We start from the raw sequence: 21,047 nt of genomic DNA, 5'->3' as shown, positions 1-21,047 counted from the left end.
TTTACCTCCCAAAAAATAATTTTCGAATCGACTTTACAAATCCTGTCCCTTTACGTTCTGATGACTCTGCCGTACCAGTCAGTTGGTGAACCATTGTACGGAGGCTCATCGTCAGGGCAGATGCCGGATAACCGACGACTATCGGAGTTTGATGAATCACAGCCTTCCTGACAGTTGAATCCTCGGGCAGTACCCCCAATGATACAATTTCCTTGTGCAGGAATTTCCTCATCGTTTCTTGTAATCTAGTGATGGTTTCCAGTCCTTCTTTCTTACGTTCAGCCCGGTTACATAAAAGATAGAACGGTTTATCCTCATCCCTCAGGCAGATATATTTCATCATAGAGTAAGCATCTGTAATGGATGTCGGTTCAGGTGTAGTCACGACGATAATTTCATCCATAGCAAGGAGAAACTCCAGTGTTTCCTGCGTAGCCCCTGCACCCATATCAAATAGAATGTAATCATACTTATGGATCGCATAATCCATTACTTCAAAAAAGCGTTCAATTTGTTTTTCTTTCCACTCCACGATATTTTTCAGGCCATTACCACCACTTATGTAAGAAATACCATGAACATTTTCACATATAATCGTTTCGATTTCTAGTTCTTTTTCCTCAATATAATCCATTATAGAGTATGAATGATGACTACCCAGTAAAATATGAATATTCCCCATCCCTATATCAAGATCAAATAATAATACCTTCTTATTCTCTTTACCCAGGAGGATGGAAAGGTTTGTCGATATATTCGATTTCCCTACCCCTCCCTTTCCACTTACAATTGCAATGGTCTCAGCAGGCTTAGAGTCAGTCAGAAGCATTTTTCTTCTTAAGTTATATGCTTGATCTTTCATGGTTGAATCCTTTCATGAGCAATCGAACGATTTCATCCACATTCATCTCGGTAATGTCCTCAGGAACATCCTGACCATTCGTTACATAGGCTGCACCAATTTTCACTTCTGATATTATATTGATTATGGACCCGTAACCCGAAGTCTCATCTAATTTCGTGAAGATAAAGCGATCAATACCAACAGAAGAAAATTGTGAAATGATCTCCCTCATATCCCTCTCTTTGCTTGTCAACGAAAGAACCAGGTAGGTTTCCATCTGAAGGTCAAAATCGATGATCTTTTTCAAATCCTCTACATACTTCTTTTCCCTGAAATTACGACCTGCTGTATCAATGAACACATGATCGTAATCCCCGAATTTATCGATTGCTTTTTTAAAGTCTTCCATTTTATAGATGACTTCAACTGGAACGTTCAGTAGACCCGCATATGTTTTCAATTGTTCAATTGCTGCTATCCGGTAAGTATCCGTTGTGATGAAGGCAATTTTCATTCTTTTCTCTATGACGGCTTCAGCTGCCATTTTGGCAAGCGTAGTTGTTTTTCCGACACCTGTAGGACCGATGACATTAATGTATTTCCTTTTATAACTTATACCGCCGAGTTCAATTTCTTTTAAATGATGGTGAAGGAATTGTTTCACTTCCCTATGAGCCCACTCGTCCCTGCCTTCCACTGGAAGACCTTCACTAGTGATCTTCCCCTCGAGCTCTTCTCCGAGCTGAAACAGCGTAGAATCATTAACGTCATGTTTCTTAAGGTAAAGCAGGATTTCTTGAACGTCATCAGAAAATTTTTCAAATTGACTTTTTGACTTAAGGGTTGTAATCATCTGTTTTAATTCCTTTAATTCTACTTCTACAAGTCGAGCGGAATCTTGCTCTGTCTTCATTGAATAGGCAGGCTGAATGACAGGTTTTGAAGCTGTTTTCGTTTTCACTTTGCTGATTTCCATCTTTTCGTTTTCAACCTCAGGATCGATGGCTGCGATTACTTCAATCATTTTTTTCTTGAATAATCCCATAAAGCCGCCTCTGTATGTGACTTTTGAATTTAACAAGACTGCATCTTCACCCAATTCAGACCTTACCTTCTTCATTGCTTCATTCATTGATGGAGCCGCATACTTCTTTACTTTCATCCTATATTCACCACCCCTAAACTTTGTACTTCTACATTTGCTTCTAATTCGTTATATGAAATGATTGGTACCTGGGGAAAATATCTTTCCGTTAACTGGCGCACGTACATTCTAACAGCCGGTGAACATAGAACTACCGGCGACTCCTCCATAAGAGACAGTTGTTCCACTTGAGAAGCTACTGCTTCCAATATACCTTGAGAGTCATTTGGGTCCATGGATAAATAATTCCCATGCTCCGTCTGCTGAATGGCATCTGCTATCATTTTCTCTACCTTGCCGCTCATGGTAACCACCTTTAATGTCGATTCACCTTGAACATATTGATTCGTAATTTGCCGTGCGAGTGACTGCCTTACATATTCCGCTAAAAGTTCTGTATCCGAACTCATCTTTCCGTAGTCGGCAAGAGTTTCAAAGATGATCGGTAAGTTCCGGATGGATACATTTTCTTTTAATAACTTGGAGAGTACCTTTTGTACCTCTCCTACAGATAATGGATTCGGAGTCACTTCTTCTACAAGGATTGGATATGATTCCTGCAGATGATCAATCAGTTGCTTCGTTTCTTGTCTGCCCAGAAGTTCATGTGCATTGTTTTTTATCATCTCGGTAATGTGAGTTGACACTACTGATGGGGGATCCACTACTGTATATCCGAAAATCTCAGCATGCTCCTTCATTTCTTCTGAAATCCACTTAGCAGGAAGACCGAAAGAAGGCTCGATTGTATCGATCCCTTCAATGGAATCATCCTCCACCCCTGGGCTCATGGCCAGATAATGATCTAAGAGGAGTTCCCCTCTGGCCATCTCATTTCCCTTTATTTTCAGCCGATATTCGTTCGGCTGAAGCTGTATATTATCCCGGATCCTTACAACGGGGATAACAAGGCCAAGTTCGATGGCCAATTGACGTCTGATCATCACGATCCTGTCGAGGAGGTCGCCTCCCTGGTTCGTGTCAGCCAATGGAATCAGTCCGTATCCAAATTCAAATTCAATCGGATCGACATTAAGAAGGTTTACAACGCTTTCTGGACTTTTCATTTCGTCCTGCTCCACTTCTTCTTCCATTTCCATCAAGTCTGTTTCATTTTCTTTAGGCGACTTTGAGAGCATATAACCGCCGATGCCTAAAAGAGCAGCAACCGGAATGGTTAATATATCATTGATGGGAGTTGCGACACCCAACATAAAAATCGTAAAAGCAGATACATAGAGCATAACCGGATAGGCAAGTAGCTGATTCATAATATCCTGTCCAAGATTGCCTTCAGATGCGGCCCTTGTTACGACGATACCTGTAGCAGTGGATATTAATAAGGCAGGGATTTGACTGACAATTCCATCACCTACTGTGAGAAGCGAGTAACGGGTGGCTGCCTCTGCGATAGGAAGCCCTTGTTGAGTCATACCGATGATGATTCCAAATATTAAGTTGATCATGACGATCACGATTCCAGCGATCGCATCACCCTTTACAAATTTGGAAGCACCGTCCATCGCACCATAGAAATCTGCTTCTTTCCCCACTTTTTCACGTCGATCTCTTGCATCGTGTTCAGTTATCATTCCGGCATTTAAATCGGCATCGATACTCATCTGTTTCCCCGGCATAGCATCCAGGGTAAAGCGTGCGGCTACCTCTGATACACGCTCGGACCCTTTCGTAATCACGATAAATTGAATAACAATCAATATAATGAATACAACAAGCCCGACAAGTATATTTCCACCAACAACGAATGTTCCAAATGTTTCCACAACGTCCCCCGCTTCACCTTTACTAAGGATTGATCTCGTTGTGGAAACATTTAGACCCAATCTGAACAGCGTCAATAGCAATAATAGAGAAGGAAATATAGAAAATTGCAAAGGCTCATTCATATTCATGGAGATTAGGAGGACAAGGAGTGCAAGTGAAATATTAATAATGATTAATAAGCTCAATAACCATGATGGGAATGGAATAATAAGCATGGCAACGATTAATATGACACTGGCTAGTACGGATAAATCTCTTGCTGACATGGTTTCTCTCCTAACTGCTTACATCTGGTTTTTTATTCGGTAAACATAAGCTAAAATTTCCGCTACTGCTTTGAAAAATTCTTCCGGAACGGCATCACCGATTTCCGCTGAGTCATAGAGTGAACGGGCAAGTGGACGGTTCTCAACCATGACGACATCATTTTCATTGGCAATGTATTTTATTTTTTGAGCAAGGTAGTCAACACCCTTTGCCACGACAAAAGGAGCATCCATTTTATTCTCGTCATATTTAAGGGCAATGGCAAAATGGGTGGGATTGGTAATGACAACATCCGCTTCGGGAACTTCCTGCATCATTCGTCTCATGGCCATTTCCCTTTGTCTTTGCTTAATTTTCGACTTTATGAGGGGGTCACCTTCGATATTCTTATGTTCATCCTTCAAATCCTGTTTCGACATCCTTATGTTTTTCTCAAAATCGTATTTCTGATAAAGAAAATCAAAAAGGGATAAGAATAACAATGCCAAAGAAGCTGCAATACCCATTTGTATCGTTAAACTTGCCATCGTTGTCAAGGAATCTCCAACTGATTTAAAAGATAGACTCAGTACCCGGTCGATGTTCATCCAGAGGACGACAAACGTAATCGCCCCTACAAAGGAAATTTTTAAGATTGATTTTAATAATTCTACAATTGCACGCAATGAAAAGATTCTTTTAAATCCTTTGATGGGATCGATCTTCTCCAATTTAGGCTGTAAAGGCTCAGTCGTGAACATTATGCCCACTTGGATATAATTGGAGAACAAACCGGCAAGTAGTGCCACGAGCATGATTGGACCAAGAAGGAAAGCAATCTCCTTCATCAAATCCATGGTAATGACTTGAACGGTATTCTCAGTAAGATCCATGAGCATGTATTCCTGAAACGTTTGATGAAACAGGTCAAACACAATATCCCCAATATAGGAAGCGCTGAAGGTCAGAAATAAAAAAACAGCAAGAAGGATAATCGCCGTATTCACATCCTGACTTTTCGCTGTTTGACCTTTTTTCCTGGCATCGTCCCTCTTTTTCGGAGTTGCTTTCTCCGTCTTTTCTCCGCTGAAATACTGTAGGTCTAATGATAGCCACTGCAATTTATGTGCCTCCAATAATTTTCATTAAATCCCTCATGGTTACAAACATCATTTCAAACAACTGCTGCATGACCGTAAAGGTGACTCCCATGACAATAAATAATACGATAAAGGCAACTGCAATCTTTATGGGAAACCCAACAACAAAGATATTTAACTGGGGTACGGTCCTCGCCACGATTCCTAAGGCGACGTCTACAAGAAAAAGAGTGGCAACAACAGGTATGGACATTTGAAATGCAATGATAAACATGGAATTAAAGGATGTAATAACATAATCAACTAAGTTTTCATCACCAAAAGGAATCCAGGGACGATCGATGGGGATCATTTGATAACTATAAAAAATTCCATCAAGCAATAAATGATGACCATTAAGGGCAAGTAATAATAACAAGGCAAATGTGTACAAATATTGCCCGGTCAAAGGACTTTGGGACCCAGTTTGAGGATCGATCACGTTTGCAATGGCAAACCCCATCTGAAAATCAATAAATCCCCCCGCAATCTGGATAGCCGTGACGATCATGTAGGCAACAAAACCGATCAAAAGACCGACCATGGCTTCCTTCATGATAAGCAGGAAATATTGACCGTTGATATCAAACGCCTTTGAGTCGATTGTATAATACATGACCCAGGATAGTACCACTGAAAAAGCGATTCGATGCTGTGCAGGTATATTTCGGTATGAAAATAAAGGCATCGTGACAAAAAAAGCTGAAACCCTTACAAACACAAGGAGATAAACCGATAGAATAGGTACGAGTTCTTCCATCCTCTTACCCTACGAACCTTGTTAAATCTGAAAAAATCTGGGATGTATACGTCACAAGCTTTGTCAACATCCATGGTCCAAAGAATACAATGCCAATCAACACGGCAACAATTTTCGGTATGAACGCAAGTGTCTGTTCTTGTATTTGGGTTGTTGCCTGAAAAATACTGACGATTAAACCGACGACAAGAGCTAACAGCAGTAATGGACCTGATACGATGAGAGTTACGTAGATTCCTCTCTCTGCTATGGCAATCACGGATTCAGCACTCATTGAAACTCACCTACTTAAAAACTTTGTAAAAGAGATTTTATTACTAAATACCAACCATCCACTAGAACAAACAGTAAAATTTTAAACGGCAGGGATATCATGACAGGTGGAAGCATCATCATACCCATGGACATCAATACACTTGCTACGACCATGTCGATGACCAGGAATGGAATAAAAATCATGAAACCTATTTGAAAAGCTGTCTTAATTTCACTCAATGCAAAAGCTGGTACTAAGGATGTGAGAGGAATATCTTTCACAGATTGGGGTCTTTCGGCCCCTGAATATTCCAGAAACAATTCCAGATCCTTTTGTCTTGTCTGCTTACTCATAAATTCTTTGAACGGAAGCGAAGCCTTATCGTAAGCTTCCTCAAGATTAATCTCTTCATTAAAAAGAGGTGTTAACGCTTCATCATTTACCTCTTGAAAAGTAGGAGCCATAATAAAGAAAGTTAGAAATAAAGACAGGCCGATTAACACTTGATTCGGCGGCATTTGCTGTGTGGCAAGAGATGTCCGGACAAAGGACAGGACGATCATGATCCGGGTGAAAGATGTCATTAATATCAGAATACTGGGTGCCAATGATAAAACAGTAAAAAGTAATAGAAGCTTTACACTTGTCGACACATTATCTGCAGAACTACTATTAAAAAACTCCATGAATTCATTCATCTGAATGCTTCCCCTTATTCTTTAACTCCTGCAGCATCTTTTTTCTTCCTTTATTCATTTCCTCAAGCTGTGTTTTTAACTGAGCTTGAAATGAGCTTTCCGGTGTTTTAGGCGTAGAGCCTTTGACTTTGGTTAACAAGCTCGATACGGCAGATTTAGCATGGGGGAATTGGGTTTCCTCATAGTAGGAAAGAATCTCTTCTTTTTCACTTTGATCCTTAACCTCTTTCAACAGTTGAATATCTTCACCTACACCTAATACGAGTACCTGTTTGCCTACCTTTACAATCTGCACGGAGCGATTCCCTCCAAGAGGGGCTCCTCCCAAATGATTGATTAACTTTGTTTGTTGAAACGATCTTCCCTTTTGATTAATAAACTTTAATAAAAAATATATAAGTGCAACGACAAAGATCAGGGCTATGATCATCTTGAGATAATCTACAAACGTAACAGAAGTGGCAATTCCTGAATCAGAACCATCCACTTCATTCGTCTGTTGCCCACTGCATGTTTCGGGATGCTCTAAGCAGTCTTTCACATTATTTACTTCTGCGAACGCTGTAAAACTCCCAGATCCCGCCATTAGGAAGAAAAACACCATACATAATAGAATTTGAAACTTTTTCAATACATGCACCTTCTTATTGATGTTAACTTAAAGCTTTCTGAATCGCTTCAATGACGCGATCTGCCTGAAATGGTTTCACGATAAAATCCTTTGCACCTGCTTGAATGGCATCGATGACCATAGCTTGTTGTCCCATAGCAGAGCACATGATGATTTTCGCGCCGGCATCAATCGATTTGATTTCCTTCAAAGCTGCGATACCGTCTTTTTCAGGCATAGTGATATCCATGGTCACTAAGTCTGGTTTAAGTTCCTTATATTTATCCACGGCCTGACTTCCATCTGCTGCTTCCCCGACTACGTCAAACCCATTTTTAGTTAAGATATCCTTGATCATCATTCTCATAAAGGCTGCATCATCCACAATTAGAATTTTATTTGCCATTACCCTCATCCTCCATCATCTCGTTAGAAATCAATCTATTATTTTAGTTTTTTAATTCTATCACTCTGACTTACTATATCTGTTATCCTGACACCAAAGTTCTCATCGATGACCACGACTTCCCCCTTTGCCATCAACTGACTGTTCACCAGGATATCAACGGGCTCTCCGGCTAACTTATCAAGCTCGATGATCGAACCTGACGATAATTCCAGTATGTCCCTGACAGATCGGTTTGTTCTTCCAAGCTCCACAGTCACCTGCAGTGGAATATCCAATAGCATATTCAAATTTTTTGTTTCCTGTTGTCCCAAAGTAGCTGGTTCAAAGCTACTGAAAGTAGCTGGTTGTACATTTACTGCTTCAGAATGCCCACCTTGTCCTCCCAAATGCTGAGGTTGCGATGGGTGAGAGATGGTTGCACTCTCTTGAATACCACTATTATCCGGTCCCGGAGCGGCATTTGGTGCTTCCATACTAGGAGCGGACGCTGCCGCCACTTCTTCTGTTGCTCCACCATTCATTAATTCATCTACAAGACTTCTGGCAAACACCAACGGCAGGAGTTGCATGATATTAGAATCAATAAGGTCTCCAATTTTCAACGAAAATGATACCTTTACCAACAGGTCTTGATCTGGAAGGTTTTCTTCCCCCTCTCCTTGCGGGATATACATGAGATCAATGGATGGAGGTGAAATATCCACTTTCTTACTGAATACCGTCGACATGGATGTCGCTGCGGAACCCATCATCTGATTCATGGCCTCCTGTACAGCACTGAGCTGAATTTCCCCTAATTCACCAGATGGGTTTTTTCCATCACCACCAAGCATCAGATCAGCGATGATCGAGGCGTCTGATTGTTTAATCACGAGTAAGTTCACTCCTGAAAATCCTTCGGTATATTGAACCTGGATAGCGACATAAGGATGTGGAAATTCTTCCTCTAAATAATTCTTATTAATAATGGATACTTTGGGAGTCGTTATATCCACTTTCTGGTTTAATAATGTAGATAGTGCTGTTGCAGAACTTCCAAATGAAATATTCCCGATTTCCCCCAAAGCATCTTCTTCCATTGAGCTGATGTAATCACTCATATTAATCTCTTTGCGATTTTCTATTTCCTCTTCGGGTTCTGCTGAACCACGAAGCAACGCATCTATTTCATCTTGCGATAACATATCACTCATCACCGTCTCCCCCCTTCAACGAATTTAATATTTGCACAGCCATTTTTTTATTTGATTTACCCGGCTGAGCTGTAAACTTAGGAATCTCACCAACTTTAATGGTTAAAGGATCATCGATTCGGGTATTCATTTCAATGACATCACCAATCGAAAGCATAAGGAATTCCTCAATGGTGATATCCGATTGTCCTAACTCGGCCACGATAGGTACTTGCGCTTGCTTGATTCTTCTTTCAAGAAGAGCTGTATCTTCGGGATTACTTTCTTTCCGTTTTGATTCCATCCAATAACTTCCTGATAATTTCGGAAGAATTGGCTCCAATACAACGTGTGGAATACAAATATTGATCATACCGCTCGTTTCACCGATGGTTGTATTCAATGAAATCACCACTACGGTTTCATTAGGAGAAACCATCTGCAGAAACTGAGGATTCACTTCAAATTCAGCAAACAGTGGCTCAACATCCACCACAGTGCTCCAGGCCTCACGAAGATTCTCAAACGCCTTTTCAAACAATTGACTCATAATTCTCGTTTCGATTTCCGTCAAACTCTCCACTTTATTGACACTGATTCCTTTTCCGCCCATGACACGATCCATCATTGAATAGGCAATATTCGGATTGATTTCCATCAGGATCCTTCCATCCAGAGGAGGCAGTTCATACACATTCAATATCGTCATTTTCGGAACGGATCGAATGAATTCTTCATATGGGATTTGATCAGCAGAAGCGACATTAATTTGTACGTATGTTCTTAATTGAGCAGAGAAGTAGGTGGTTAAGATCCTTGCAAAGTTCTCATGAATTCTTGTTAAACTTCTGATTTGATCTTTTGAAAATCGTAATGCCCGCTTAAAATCATATACTTTGACTTTCTTCTCTTCCTCTTCTTTTTTGAAATCATCCGCACTCATTTCCCCTGTATTAAGGGCAGATAAAAGAGCATCTATTTCACTTTGAGATAATATTTCACTTGCCATCCCTTCACCTCCAAACCTTCCATTATAGGCTGTCTTATTGAATCATCATAGAGGTGATATAGACTTTTTTTACCGTGCCATCCTGCATAAGGGAGTTCACTTTGTCTTTAACCTTTGATTCGACCAATTCTTTTCCTTTTTTCCCTTGCAGTTCCTCTGCTTTCAATTCTGAAAGCTCTTCTATGATGATATTATTCACTTGAAAGTCTCTCTTTTCTAATTCTTTCTTTGCTTTTTTACTATCCGTTTGGATCTTAAATGAGATTCGGATAAAGTCATTGCTCATTAAATTCGTTGTCGTTTCAGGTATGTCCACGGAGTTTTCGATCACTTCTTCAATAGAAGGTTCTTTTGTCTTTTCATCACCTGAAAGCTTCAGTATAACGACCAATGTTATAACACCGGCAAGGGTAATGGTAACCAATGATATCATCATGATGGTCAGGGCTTTACTCTTCAACTTGTACTCCCTCCCTCTTGGTGCAGATTAAGTAGAGTTACTTTTTGAAAGAAAGATAGTGAGCGGGCATTGACCTCGTCCACTGTTTCTTTCACCACGTACCTTCTCCCATTTGTTAATAGAATAGTGGTATCCGGAAACGCTTCTACTGTTTCTATGTATAGGGCATTCAAAGTAAACGATTTACCATTCAGCCTGGTTAATGTAATCATAAGTTTTGGGACTGACATTAGCTTTTCATGATCCTTCGTAATGATCTGTCAGCCCCTTCCTCCCTTTTAAGGAATTAACGTTTCAAGTTCACAAGCTCTTGCAGAATTTCATCCGAAGTAGTGATGATACGTGTGTTCGCCTGGAATCCACGCTGAGCTGTAATCATCTCGGTGAATTCTTCGGAGAGGTCTACATTGGACATTTCAAGTGATCCCGACTGTAGTGCTCCCCTTCCTTCGCCGGCAATCCCCTGATTGGGAATTCCAGAGTTGTTGGAAGCCTGGAAAAGATTATTTCCTGCTTTCGTCAATCCACCGGGATTCGAAAATGTGGCAAGTGCCAATTGACTTAACACTCGTACTTCTCCATTTGAAAATACTCCGTTCACTTCACCGGAAGAACCGATATTGAAACTTTCGAGATACCCTTCTGAGTTTCCATTTACCGTATCGACATTAGCAGATGATGAGCTATCGAACTGAGTGATCTTGGAGAAGTCCAAGTCGATGATTTGGGTTTGGTTCGCACCAGTTTGATTGTCTAACGTAATTGGGAAGGGAACTTGAGATGTCAACTTCCCTTCTGTATCAAAACTTAAAGTAGTGCTTTGCCCGGATGTTAATGTTACTCCGGTTGTAGGACTTGAGATAGATACAGTCCAGTTATTAGGATTACTCGCTGACTTGGTTAGAACCATGTTCAAGCTAATATCCTTCCCGAGTGAGTCCTTTACCTTCGTTTCAAGCTCCACAACAGTTCCATCAGGAGCACTTGATTTCAAATTCCCGTTATAAGTCGCTTTACTCGTGGCCTGGGGAGCCATTGTTGTATTCGTATCAATCTTAATGTCAGCTGTCCCACTTTGATTGACTTCCCCATTGGCATTGACTGGATACCCCTGCACAAGATCCCCTTGACCTGTTACAAGGTTGCCGTTTGAATCCAGGTAGAAGTTCCCTGCACGGGTGAACATTTCATTATTCCCTTGCCTTACAACGAAGTATCCATCTCCTGATATGGCGACATCCAATGAACGTCCGGTAGTTTGAAGACTTCCCTGTGTCTGGATTGTATCAATCGATGATAAGGAAGAGCCTAGTCCAATTTGCTTTGCATTCTGACCTCCCCGGTTATCTGTTGCCCTGCTGGCTCCTGAAACAGTTTGGTTCATTAGATCCTGGAATGTCACACGGCCTTTTTTATAACCGTATGTATTCACATTTGCAATATTATTTCCGATGACATCGAGTTTTGTCTGAAAATTTTTCATTCCACTTATACCTGAATACATTGAACGTAGCATGAATTTTTTCCCCTTTCGAATAAGCTGCTTCAGTCACTCCGCAGCGTAAAGGCTTCCTATTAAAGGTCCGGCCTATGAATCAATTAATATCGTACCGTTTATATTTGTAAAGATTTGAGAATGGGCTTCTTCCCGGTCCATTGCAGTGATTACCGTTTGGTTCTTGGCACTTACAATAAGCGCAGCATCTTTCAATACTACCAGTGAATCCTGTACACCTTTTGTTTTTGCTTCAACCACTTTCACTCCTATCTTCTCCCATGTTTCTTTAGGAATGGTGATTCCCCGCTGTTCCATTCTTATCTTTGCATGTTTACTGATCTGCATGGGAGGTACATCGCGAACTGCCAATTCCAACTGGTCTGCAAACGATGTTGTCGGGCGGACAGATTGTTTAACAGTGTTATTGTGGTAGCGAGGAGTGACAGGTTGCGGTGAACGGGTAAAGAAGGTCTTTTCCATACAACCACTCCCTAAGATTCAATTTTTATTAACGCCAGGCTGGAAATTTTCTCTCCTGCTTCAGTATGAAACCAAATTTGTGAGTCTTTCTTGGAAACGGATTGAACTACTCCACTTTGTTCTCCTTCTTCTCCGCTCCAGGATACCTTCCTGCCAATTAACATGGATGCATTTACGAGAGAAGAATCCCCGCTTCCTGTTGTATTCACTTGAGAAATATTACCGGGAGTCAAAATCGTTCCATCCTCCATGATGAATTCAACGGAGTCACCTTTGAAACGGACACCTTTTACCAGTCCTTGTCCTTCTTGTATTTCTGGAGCAGCATCTGATTCAGATTCAATGATCTTATGCCATGTCACTTGCTTCCCTACAAACTGATTATAAGATATCAATTGTGTTTGACTTTGATTATCAACAAATTTTTCCATCGTCTGTGTGAGATTGGTCATTTGCTCTAAAGAGGAAAATGTAGCCATCTGAGCGATAAAATCTTTGTCCTGCATCGGATTCAACGGGTCCTGATTTTGCAATTGAGTCATCAGGATCTTCAGGAAATCATCTTTCCCTAAAATATCCCCTCCTGATTCCCGCTGCTTTGTCTGAATGGTGGAATAAAGTAAACTTGGATCTATTTTAGTCATATTATCACCTATATTTCGGTATTTACGAGATAATCCTTAAAGGACTGATTTCCCTCTTCTTTGGCCGTACCTGGCTGATCGGATTGTTCTTGTTTCTGCTGTTGAGACTGTTGTTGTGATTGTCCTTTATACTGGCGCTCAGTATCTGAGAGTGTTTGTGAGATTTCTATCTTATCCACATTCAGATTCTGTGAATTGAAAGCATGTTTGAGCCCTTGAATTTGAGAATCGAGCATGTCTTTAGCTGTTTTAGTAGAAGCCAGTATTTTCGCTGTCATGACCCCATTCTGCTGAAGCAATTCAATTCTTAACGAGCCCAATTGTTCGGGATAGAGTTTAATCAATAACTTAGTCATGTTGGGTTGGGATATCATGTTCGATTTACCCAGGATATTCTGGAATTCTTTAACAAATTGTTCATATTGTACAGAGCGACTGCCAGATGCCAGGCTCATAGAAAAATTTTCGGTCTTGGGCAGGACAAAGTGAAGATTGGTTCCTTGTAAAGGATGATTGCTTTTCTTGTCTGCAGCAGTAGCATCTGCACTTGGATTAGTAAGATTTTTTTCAGTTATTTCTTCAGGTTGCCGACGTGTGTACGCCTCTCTTAGAATCCTAGTCCAATCACCGGACGGTTGCACCGTTTTCGATAACACACCTTCAATTCCGGTTTGTATATGCTTCACCATATCTTTAAGCTCTGCTGCTTTTGATGCATCCGTAACATGCATATCACGGTTACGAGTAAATAATTCCATTACCTTAGCTAATTTAATGGCATCTTCTATCTGTCCCTGTCTGTTTAACCCTTGCAGAATATTTTCAACTGCAGACTTTGATCCGTTGAGATCATGATTAAAGGCAGATTGCAGGAGTTGCAGGGTACCCAGCAGGCTTTCATACACATCCTCCTGAGCGGAAGTGGCAGATGGCATGGTTCCCAAAAGGGCGAACCTTAAATCAGAAAAAAGTGTTGTGATTGTCTCGGCGTTCACACCTATGATGTCAGCAAGCTGACTAACATCCAGTTCTTTCACTTTTGAAAGCTCATCAAGCTGCTTGGATGTGAGATTGAGATCTTCCATTTCACCCGTCCCAAGAATTGCTTCGAGGGTAACAAGAAATGACATGGCGTCCTGTTCCTTTACTTCTTTCATTCCACTACTCTGATTCGAAACAAATCCCAAAAGGTGTTGTGAAAAAGCTTCAGTCTGCTTATTGGACACATTTACTTCCTTATACAAAGATGTTGCAACGGTTGCACGTTGAGTACCGATTCCTATTTCCATTTATTCACCCCCTTAAAAGGAACAGAGTTCATTATTCCTCCGTCGAAAGAAGACTGGTGTATCTTGCAGCATCCCCTGGGGGCATTTTTTCCAGGATATCAGCCAGCGTATCCGGTTTAATATTTGAAAGGATCTTCATTGCCTCTTCATCTTTCATTTCCATGAGAACCGGAGCGGCGCTCTTTGCAGACATCGCTTCAAAGGTATTGACAACTTCTTTAAATGCCCGTTTATTTTCTTCACCAATCTGACGTAACTCTTCCAGTTCGTCTTTCTGCTGCTGGATTGTTGCCTGCAGTTGTTCATTATCACTGTCTTTCTTATCCATTTCACTTTGAAGCTGAGCCATTTTCGCTTCTTGATCTTCCATTGTAGCGTTTAATGAAATGATTCTCTCTTGCAATTGTTTTCGATCCTCCACATCATCTGAAGGAATGACCTTGGCCAAAAAAGGAATATCCGAACTTAATGACTGAGCTTTTTCAAATACATTTATCCCTGCGAACTGCATGATGACCAAAGCGAAGGTTATCGCAAACAAGAGGGGAATGACGATGATAAAAATGACTCGTTGGAAACGATTGTATGAATCTTTTTTATCCTCTTCGATTACCTTTGCCATGAGATCACCTTACTCCCCGTTTCATATATTGGACGACTGATACTTCATCTAATTGCTTATTTTCAATGAATTGGATATTTTGAAGAAATCGCTCAAAATCTTTTTCCTTCATTTTTTCGTATTTTTTTACTTCCACATTCATATCTACCAGCTTTTCTTCATACCACTTCATCCGATTTCTCGCTTGTATTACCAAATCCTGATAATATGAAATAGTCTTTTCAAGATTGGTGATGAACTGTTGGTGATGACGAATATCCTGTACAGATAGCCCACCCTGTAATTTACTCTCTTGGTGAAGTTCAAGAGTCTCTTTCTTTTTCAAGAATTCGTAAAGTTTCTCAGCAACAGCTTCAAACTTTTCGATAGATCCCTTGTACATTTCTTGTACTTCATCTTTTTCTTTTTCTTTTAAAGTTAAAATTCGTTGGAATTTATACTGATAACTCATTCGAATCATCCACCTCTTTCCGATAGCTGTATAAGCTCATCAACACTCGCGGGAAGCGACACCTGTTCGTACACTCCCTGTTTCAAAAAGGAAATGATTCCAGGATAATAGTTGATGGCTTCATCCACCTCACGGGAGGTTCCTTTTTTGTATGCACCTATTTGTATCAAGTCTTCTGAGTTCATATAGGTACTCAATAACTCTCTTATTCTAGTGGCAGCCTGTAAATGTTCTTTTGAGGCAAGGTGATTCATTAACCTGCTTACACTTTTCAAGATATTGATGGCAGGGTATTGACCCCGATTCGAGATTTGACGGTCAAGAACGATATGACCATCAAGTATCCCCCTCACTGTGTCTGAAATTGGCTCATTTAGATCATCACCATCTACGAGAACGGTATAAAAGGCCGTAATGCTACCGTGAAGATTGGTTCCAGTTCTCTCAAGTAATTTTGGTAATATAGCGAATACAGAAGGAGTATATCCCTTTGTTGTGGGGGGTTCCCCAACTGCTAAACCTATTTCCCTCTGAGCCATGGCAACCCTGGTGGCAGAATCCATCATCAGCATGACGTTCATGCCTTTATCACGAAAATATTCCGCAATCGCTGTTGCCGTAAAGGCGCCTTTTATTCTCATGAGAGCAGGCTGGTCAGAAGTCGCCGCCACTACAATCGTTCGTTTCAGCCCTTCTTCACCTAAATCTCTTTCAATGAATTCCCTTACTTCCCTGCCACGCTCACCCACCAGTGCAATGACATTTAAGTCCGCTTTCGTATTTCTGGCGATCATTCCCAGCAATGTACTTTTCCCTACACCACTTCCAGCAAAAATCCCTACCCTCTGTCCTTTACCTACCGTCAACATGCTGTCAATGGCTTTTACGCCAACCTCCATTTTTTCATCAATGGGGGGTCTGGATAGAGGATTAGGCGGTTCCTGTTCTGTATAAGCAGTGCTTAATCCTTGCGGTAATTGACTGCCATCAAGTGGATGTCCCAAGGAATCAATCACTTTCCCGATTAACGATGGCCCTATTTTGATTTCCAATGGCTTTGCTGTTGCTTCCACTAAACTCCCTGGTGAGATATCCTGCATGTTGGTATATGGCATAAGAATCACTAAATCATCATTAAAGCCTACGACTTCTGCTTGTATCACTTTTTGTTTGCCACGTGAGAGGATATGGATATGACACACTTCACCCACAGAGCTTTCAGGGCCCTGGGACTCAATCATCAACCCAACAACTCTTTTTACTTTCCCAAATTTCTTGAAAGTTGGGATATGAGGGATATGAGAAATTAGGTCTGCTGCTTTCATTCCACATCACCTTCCAGGAGATGGTGAAGCTTCAACTTTAATTCTTTTAGTTGTGAATCAATGCTGATAATGACCCGCCCCTGATTGGTTTCAATATAGGATTCTTCCGGACCGAGATCATCGTTTGCATAAATGAAGCATTGAATATCGGTTGGAAACATCACTTCGAGCTCGGATTTATTTCTGACAAGAAGCTTATGCCTGGAGGGGTGAACATGTATTTGGATATGATGTAAATCCCTCACTTCCTTCAGTCCCCTTTCCACGATGGAGAGGAATTGATCCGGTTCTTCCTGCAGGGTTTGATTCAATATTTTCTCGGCACACGCTACCCCCAGGTTAATAATGACTTTCTCTGCATTTTGAATATAACCTTCATACTGTTCCCTGTTACGCTCGGCTATCTCGTTTGCCTCCTGAAGTTTGTGCTGATATTCCTGATAGCCCTTAATTCTGCCCTCTTCTTCACCCTGAAGAAATCCAGTATTATAGGCTTCCTGCACAAGCTGCTCACGCTCTGATATCCATTTTTCTTTTTCACGGACCAACCGTTCTTCTTCTTGACGGGACTTTTCAATTGCTTCCTGAATAATTTGTTCTGCTTGAATGGTCGCTTGTTTAATTATCTGATCCCCACGAAAAGATGCATCCCCTATTTGTGCGTCTTCCTGTGCGGATACGTCTTCCATCGGATTAACTCTCTTAAGAGATATCACTTTCCGATTGTCCTCAAAGGTTTGAGCTACGGTAGACTTTATAATCCTAGACAATAATATCGTCTCCTCCACCACGGGCGATGATAATCTCACCTGAATCCTCTAATCTTCTTATGACTGCTACAATCCGTGATTGAGCTTCTTCCACATCCCGCAATCGTACCGGCCCCATGAATTCCATTTCTTCTTTAAGGGTTTCAACCATCCGGTTAGACATATTCCTGAAGACCACTTCTTTCACTTCATCGCTGGACACTTTAAGCGACAGAAGCAGATCTTCATTATCACAATCCCGGATAACCCGTTGAATGGAACGACCGTCAAGAGTGACAATATCTTCAAATACAAACATTCTCTTTTTGATTTCTTCGGCTAATTCCGGATCCTGAATTTCCAAGGCATCGAGGATCGTTTTTTCGGTGGAACGATCTACTCCATTTAATACTTCCACTACAGCTTCCACTCCGCCGGTTTGGGAATAATCCTGGGTAACAGTAGCAGACAGTTTCCTTTCCAAGATGGCTTCTACTTCACTGATCACTTCCGGGGAGGTACCATCCATCACCGCGATGCGTCTTGCGATATCTGCCTGAACTTCCTGTGGCAGCTCTGAAAGAATCTGCCCTGCTTGTTGTGGGTCCAGATAAGATAGTATTAACGCAATCGTCTGAGGATGCTCACTTTGGATAAAGTTAAGAATTTGAGCTGCATCAGCTCTTCTTGCAAAGTCAAACGGTTTAACCTGTAAAGATGAGGTCAGACGATTAATGATAGCTGAAGCCTGCTCAGACCCGAGTGCCTTTTCCAAAACAGTTTTCGCATACCCGATACCTCCTTGTGAGATATAGTCCTGGGCAATGGCAATTTGATGAAACTCTTCTAAAATATCTTCCTTCGCTTCCGTCTCTACTTTCTTCACTCCGGAAATTTCTAGTGTCAACTTCTCAATTTCTTCTTCCGCCAAATGCTTGTACACAGATGCTGATACATCAGGACCAAGAGAGATCAGGAGGATGGCTGCCTTTTGTTTCCCAGTTAAACCTTTCTCTCTTCTTACCATATTCATTCCTCCTAATCCTCTGCTAACCAGGTGCGTAATAGTTTCGCAAATTCTTCTGGTTTATCTTTAGCCATTCTCTCCAGTTGCTTCCTCCGAATTGAGCCCTCTGTTTCTTCTTTCGGCTCGATATCCGGGATATGGACGGGCTCTCTTGTTTCTTCATACTCTGCTTCTTCAATGGTCTCTTTTCTTCTGGAACGCAATAAGAAGAATACCAATAGGAGAATCACTACAAGCAGAATGCCTCCAACAACATACGTCCACCAAGGCAGTACAGGATTTTCCTTAGATGCGACGTCAACTTTGCCATTGAACGGCTGAACCGAAACTACGACCTTATCTTCGATCGCCTCGTCCGTAAGCTCAGGGTTCGCCTCTTTATCAATCGATGTACGAACGATCGTGGACAATACTTGACGAATATCATCGACCCTATCCTGCGGCAGTGATGTTTCTTCTTCCGGGTCAGGCGGTTCCACCATGACCTGGATACCAAGGTCCCTTATTTTATATGGGCTCTCTACAATTTCTTTTTTTATACGATTGACTTCGTTGTTAATCGTTTCTTCCATTCGCTCATAATCACCATTCGACTCTGAACTGGATCCATAAGTGACCCCACTATTGGTCGGTTCATTGGCATCCCCTGTGCCGGTTGTACCACCTGGAACCGCACCTTCACCTGAAAATGTCTCAGTAATTCTCTGAGCGCTGACAGCAATTCCTTCAATGTTCTCTTCATCGACTGGGGTCACGATGGTTTCTTCTCGGTTTTCCTGGGTAAAGTCAATATCAGTCGTGACCGAAACCACTACTTTATTAAAGCCGATCAGTGTACCCAGCATGTTTTGAACCTGACGTTGAATATCCCGCTCGACTTCTTTCTTTACATTCATTTGTTGAGCAAAATTCCCGCTTCCCATGGAATTATTTTGAGATTCTAAATCAAAATACTCAAAATATTGATTCATGATGGCGATATTCTCAGTAGGAAGGTCAGGAACACTTTTTGAAACAAGATGGTATAGTGATTTAATCTGCTTTTGATCAAAAGCAAAACCTGGCTTTGTATCCAATACAATAGAAGCAGACGCATTTTGAACATCATCATTTAAGAAAATCTGCTTTTCAGGGAGATTAATCATGACTTTCGCATCCTGGATCCCATCTATACCTTTCATCAAATTAGCTAATTCTGTTTGCATGGCATCCAGTTTCATGACATTGAATTCATTATCTGTCATTCCAAATCCGGCATTTTGACTAAAAAAGGTATAGTCAATACTCCCAGAGTTGGGTATCCCCTCTGCCGCCAGTTCAACCTTTAAAGTATCCACTTGTTCTCTAGGGACCATAATCGTCGATCCACCTTCGGTAATTTCAGAAGGGATCCCTCTGCCATCAAGATTTTCTTTAATGGTGCCCGTTTCAGAAGGTGATAAATTACTATATAAAGGTTCGAGAGTCGTCCTTGTTGAAAAATAGCTTACTGCACTGATAAGAATGATTGTTATCAAAAAGATAGCGCCCATGCTTATTTTTTGTTTTTTCGTTCTACTTGTCCAATAGGACTTTATCTGCTCTGTATATTTCTTAAACGATTCATTCATTACAATCCTCCGGTACTCGACTGCATGAGTCTACTACATTGGCATTCTCATAATCTCTTGATAAGCTTCTACTACTTTGTTACGGACTTCCATTGTCGTTTGCAGTGTAATGCTTGCCTTTTGGGAAGCAATCATCACTTGATGTAGATCAACGTTTTCACCCCGAACGAGCTTTTCCGTTAATTGATCTGACTGCACCTGCATCTTATTGACTTCATCGATGGACTTTTTGAGTAATTGACTAAAATTTTCAGTTGCCTCTGCAGGAGAATTATTTTTATTGGCTAATGACGGACTTATAATGCCGGGATTCACCGAATTAATATTAGGAATTGCCATAGAACTAAAACCTCTCTTTATTTACCAATTTCTAATGATTTCATTAACATTGCTTTATTTGCGTTAAATACCGTAACATTCGCTTCATAGGAACGGGTAGCTGAAATCAGGTCCACCATCTCTCTTAAAGGATCTACATTCGGCAGTCGAACATATCCTTCGTCATTTGCATCGGGGTGCTCCGGGTCATAAACCATTTTGAATGGTGTTTCTCCATCTTCTTCAATTCGGGATACCTCCACACCATTGCCAACAGAGTGGTTGTCCCTCGTATTCATTGCCTTATTTAAAAATGATGAAAACTGATTTTCTTTTGGCGCCATCACAACAGACTTTCTTTGATAAGGCTGCCACTCCCCATTTACCATTTTCCCTCTTGTTGTATCCACATTCGCCATATTGGAGGAAATGACATCCATCCTTAAACGTTGGGCAGTTAGAGCAGAAGCAGTCGTATTCATACCAGTAAATATCGCCATAA

General features: G+C 41.1%; 25 protein-coding genes. All 25 read right to left on the bottom strand.

Features of this window, described 5'->3' with window-relative positions; genetic code table 11:
* Position 1: 1 nt before the first annotated feature.
* The 25 genes from BAA9072_RS06125 to flgC all read right to left on the bottom strand — a co-directional run bounded on the left by BAA9072_RS06125 (position 2) and on the right by flgC (position 21,045).
* Positions 2-862 (bottom strand): MinD/ParA family protein, encoded by an 861-nt coding sequence (locus BAA9072_RS06125; RefSeq protein WP_201713806.1) that lies wholly within the window; start codon positions 860-862, stop codon positions 2-4.
* Positions 843-2,006 (bottom strand): flagellar biosynthesis protein FlhF, encoded by a 1,164-nt coding sequence (gene flhF / locus BAA9072_RS06120; protein WP_201713805.1) that lies wholly within the window; start codon positions 2,004-2,006, stop codon positions 843-845. The genes BAA9072_RS06125 and flhF overlap by 20 nt, the downstream gene beginning before the upstream one ends.
* Positions 2,003-4,039 carry a flagellar biosynthesis protein FlhA gene (gene flhA, locus BAA9072_RS06115; protein WP_201713804.1) on the bottom strand — a complete coding sequence of 679 codons (2,037 nt, stop codon included), beginning with the start codon at positions 4,037-4,039 and terminating at the stop codon, positions 2,003-2,005. The genes flhF and flhA overlap by 4 nt, the downstream gene beginning before the upstream one ends.
* 18 nt (positions 4,040-4,057) lie before the next feature.
* Positions 4,058-5,140 (bottom strand): flagellar biosynthesis protein FlhB, encoded by a 1,083-nt coding sequence (gene flhB / locus BAA9072_RS06110; protein ID WP_201713803.1) that lies wholly within the window; start codon positions 5,138-5,140, stop codon positions 4,058-4,060.
* Position 5,141: 1 nt separating this feature from the next.
* Positions 5,142-5,918, bottom strand: coding sequence for a flagellar biosynthetic protein FliR (gene fliR / locus BAA9072_RS06105; RefSeq protein WP_201713802.1), 777 nt, complete (start codon positions 5,916-5,918; stop codon positions 5,142-5,144).
* A 4-nt stretch (positions 5,919-5,922) separates the two neighbouring features.
* Entirely contained in the window at positions 5,923-6,192 is a 270-nt protein-coding gene (gene fliQ, locus BAA9072_RS06100) for a flagellar biosynthesis protein FliQ (protein ID WP_201713801.1), read from the bottom strand.
* Between the two features lie 14 nt (positions 6,193-6,206).
* Positions 6,207-6,872: a flagellar type III secretion system pore protein FliP gene (fliP, locus tag BAA9072_RS06095; protein WP_201713800.1), complete on the bottom strand. Its 666-nt coding sequence runs from the start codon at positions 6,870-6,872 to the stop codon at positions 6,207-6,209.
* Positions 6,865-7,503 carry a flagellar biosynthetic protein FliO gene (locus BAA9072_RS06090; protein WP_201713799.1) on the bottom strand — a complete coding sequence of 213 codons (639 nt, stop codon included), beginning with the start codon at positions 7,501-7,503 and terminating at the stop codon, positions 6,865-6,867. Before BAA9072_RS06090 ends, fliP begins: the two co-directional genes overlap by 8 nt.
* A 22-nt stretch (positions 7,504-7,525) precedes the next feature.
* On the bottom strand, positions 7,526-7,888 hold the full coding sequence (locus BAA9072_RS06085) for a response regulator (protein WP_060669717.1): 363 nt from the start codon (positions 7,886-7,888) through the stop codon (positions 7,526-7,528).
* A gap of 38 nt (positions 7,889-7,926) precedes the next feature.
* On the bottom strand, positions 7,927-9,084 hold the full coding sequence (gene fliY, locus BAA9072_RS06080; protein WP_201713798.1) for a flagellar motor switch phosphatase FliY: 1,158 nt from the start codon (positions 9,082-9,084) through the stop codon (positions 7,927-7,929).
* Positions 9,077-10,072 (bottom strand): flagellar motor switch protein FliM, encoded by a 996-nt coding sequence (gene fliM, locus BAA9072_RS06075; protein WP_201713797.1) that lies wholly within the window; start codon positions 10,070-10,072, stop codon positions 9,077-9,079. Before fliM ends, fliY begins: the two co-directional genes overlap by 8 nt.
* A 34-nt stretch (positions 10,073-10,106) precedes the next feature.
* Entirely contained in the window at positions 10,107-10,532 is a 426-nt protein-coding gene (fliL, locus tag BAA9072_RS06070) for a flagellar basal body-associated protein FliL (protein WP_201713796.1), read from the bottom strand.
* Complete coding sequence (locus BAA9072_RS06065; RefSeq protein WP_201714043.1) at positions 10,529-10,744, bottom strand: flagellar FlbD family protein; 216 nt, start codon at positions 10,742-10,744, stop codon at positions 10,529-10,531. Before BAA9072_RS06065 ends, fliL begins: the two co-directional genes overlap by 4 nt.
* Before the next feature lie 74 nt (positions 10,745-10,818).
* Positions 10,819-12,048 carry a flagellar hook protein FlgE gene (locus BAA9072_RS06060; RefSeq protein ID WP_201713795.1) on the bottom strand — a complete coding sequence of 410 codons (1,230 nt, stop codon included), beginning with the start codon at positions 12,046-12,048 and terminating at the stop codon, positions 10,819-10,821.
* Positions 12,049-12,120: 72 nt separating this feature from the next.
* Positions 12,121-12,510: a TIGR02530 family flagellar biosynthesis protein gene (locus BAA9072_RS06055; RefSeq protein WP_201713794.1), complete on the bottom strand. Its 390-nt coding sequence runs from the start codon at positions 12,508-12,510 to the stop codon at positions 12,121-12,123.
* A gap of 11 nt (positions 12,511-12,521) precedes the next feature.
* Positions 12,522-13,154 (bottom strand): flagellar hook assembly protein FlgD, encoded by a 633-nt coding sequence (gene flgD / locus BAA9072_RS06050; RefSeq protein ID WP_201713793.1) that lies wholly within the window; start codon positions 13,152-13,154, stop codon positions 12,522-12,524.
* Between the two features lie 8 nt (positions 13,155-13,162).
* The gene (locus BAA9072_RS06045) at positions 13,163-14,443 is read right to left on the bottom strand and encodes a flagellar hook-length control protein FliK (protein ID WP_201713792.1); all 1,281 of its coding nucleotides are present in this window, start codon (positions 14,441-14,443) and stop codon (positions 13,163-13,165) included.
* A gap of 31 nt (positions 14,444-14,474) precedes the next feature.
* Positions 14,475-15,065, bottom strand: a complete 591-nt coding sequence (locus tag BAA9072_RS06040; RefSeq protein ID WP_201713791.1) for a MotE family protein — start codon at positions 15,063-15,065, stop codon at positions 14,475-14,477.
* A 4-nt stretch (positions 15,066-15,069) separates the two neighbouring features.
* Positions 15,070-15,516 carry a flagellar export protein FliJ gene (gene fliJ, locus BAA9072_RS06035; protein WP_201713790.1) on the bottom strand — a complete coding sequence of 149 codons (447 nt, stop codon included), beginning with the start codon at positions 15,514-15,516 and terminating at the stop codon, positions 15,070-15,072.
* Positions 15,517-15,521: 5 nt separating this feature from the next.
* Complete coding sequence (fliI, locus tag BAA9072_RS06030) at positions 15,522-16,841, bottom strand: flagellar protein export ATPase FliI (RefSeq protein ID WP_201713789.1); 1,320 nt, start codon at positions 16,839-16,841, stop codon at positions 15,522-15,524.
* Positions 16,838-17,611: a flagellar assembly protein FliH gene (gene fliH / locus BAA9072_RS06025; RefSeq protein ID WP_201713788.1), complete on the bottom strand. Its 774-nt coding sequence runs from the start codon at positions 17,609-17,611 to the stop codon at positions 16,838-16,840. The genes fliI and fliH overlap by 4 nt, the downstream gene beginning before the upstream one ends.
* Positions 17,604-18,617 (bottom strand): flagellar motor switch protein FliG, encoded by a 1,014-nt coding sequence (fliG, locus tag BAA9072_RS06020; protein WP_201713787.1) that lies wholly within the window; start codon positions 18,615-18,617, stop codon positions 17,604-17,606. The genes fliH and fliG overlap by 8 nt, the downstream gene beginning before the upstream one ends.
* An 11-nt stretch (positions 18,618-18,628) precedes the next feature.
* Positions 18,629-20,227, bottom strand: a complete 1,599-nt coding sequence (fliF, locus tag BAA9072_RS06015; RefSeq protein WP_201713786.1) for a flagellar basal-body MS-ring/collar protein FliF — start codon at positions 20,225-20,227, stop codon at positions 18,629-18,631.
* A 33-nt stretch (positions 20,228-20,260) separates the two neighbouring features.
* Complete coding sequence (gene fliE, locus BAA9072_RS06010) at positions 20,261-20,566, bottom strand: flagellar hook-basal body complex protein FliE (RefSeq protein WP_201713785.1); 306 nt, start codon at positions 20,564-20,566, stop codon at positions 20,261-20,263.
* A 17-nt stretch (positions 20,567-20,583) separates the two neighbouring features.
* Complete coding sequence (flgC, locus tag BAA9072_RS06005; protein ID WP_201713784.1) at positions 20,584-21,045, bottom strand: flagellar basal body rod protein FlgC; 462 nt, start codon at positions 21,043-21,045, stop codon at positions 20,584-20,586.
* Between the last annotated feature and the right edge of the window lie 2 nt (positions 21,046-21,047).

Source organism: Rossellomorea arthrocnemi, assembly GCF_904424705.1.
Classification (GTDB): Bacteria; Bacillota; Bacilli; order Bacillales; family Bacillaceae_B; genus Rossellomorea; species Rossellomorea arthrocnemi.
This window is presented reverse-complemented; position numbering and strand designations above follow the sequence as displayed.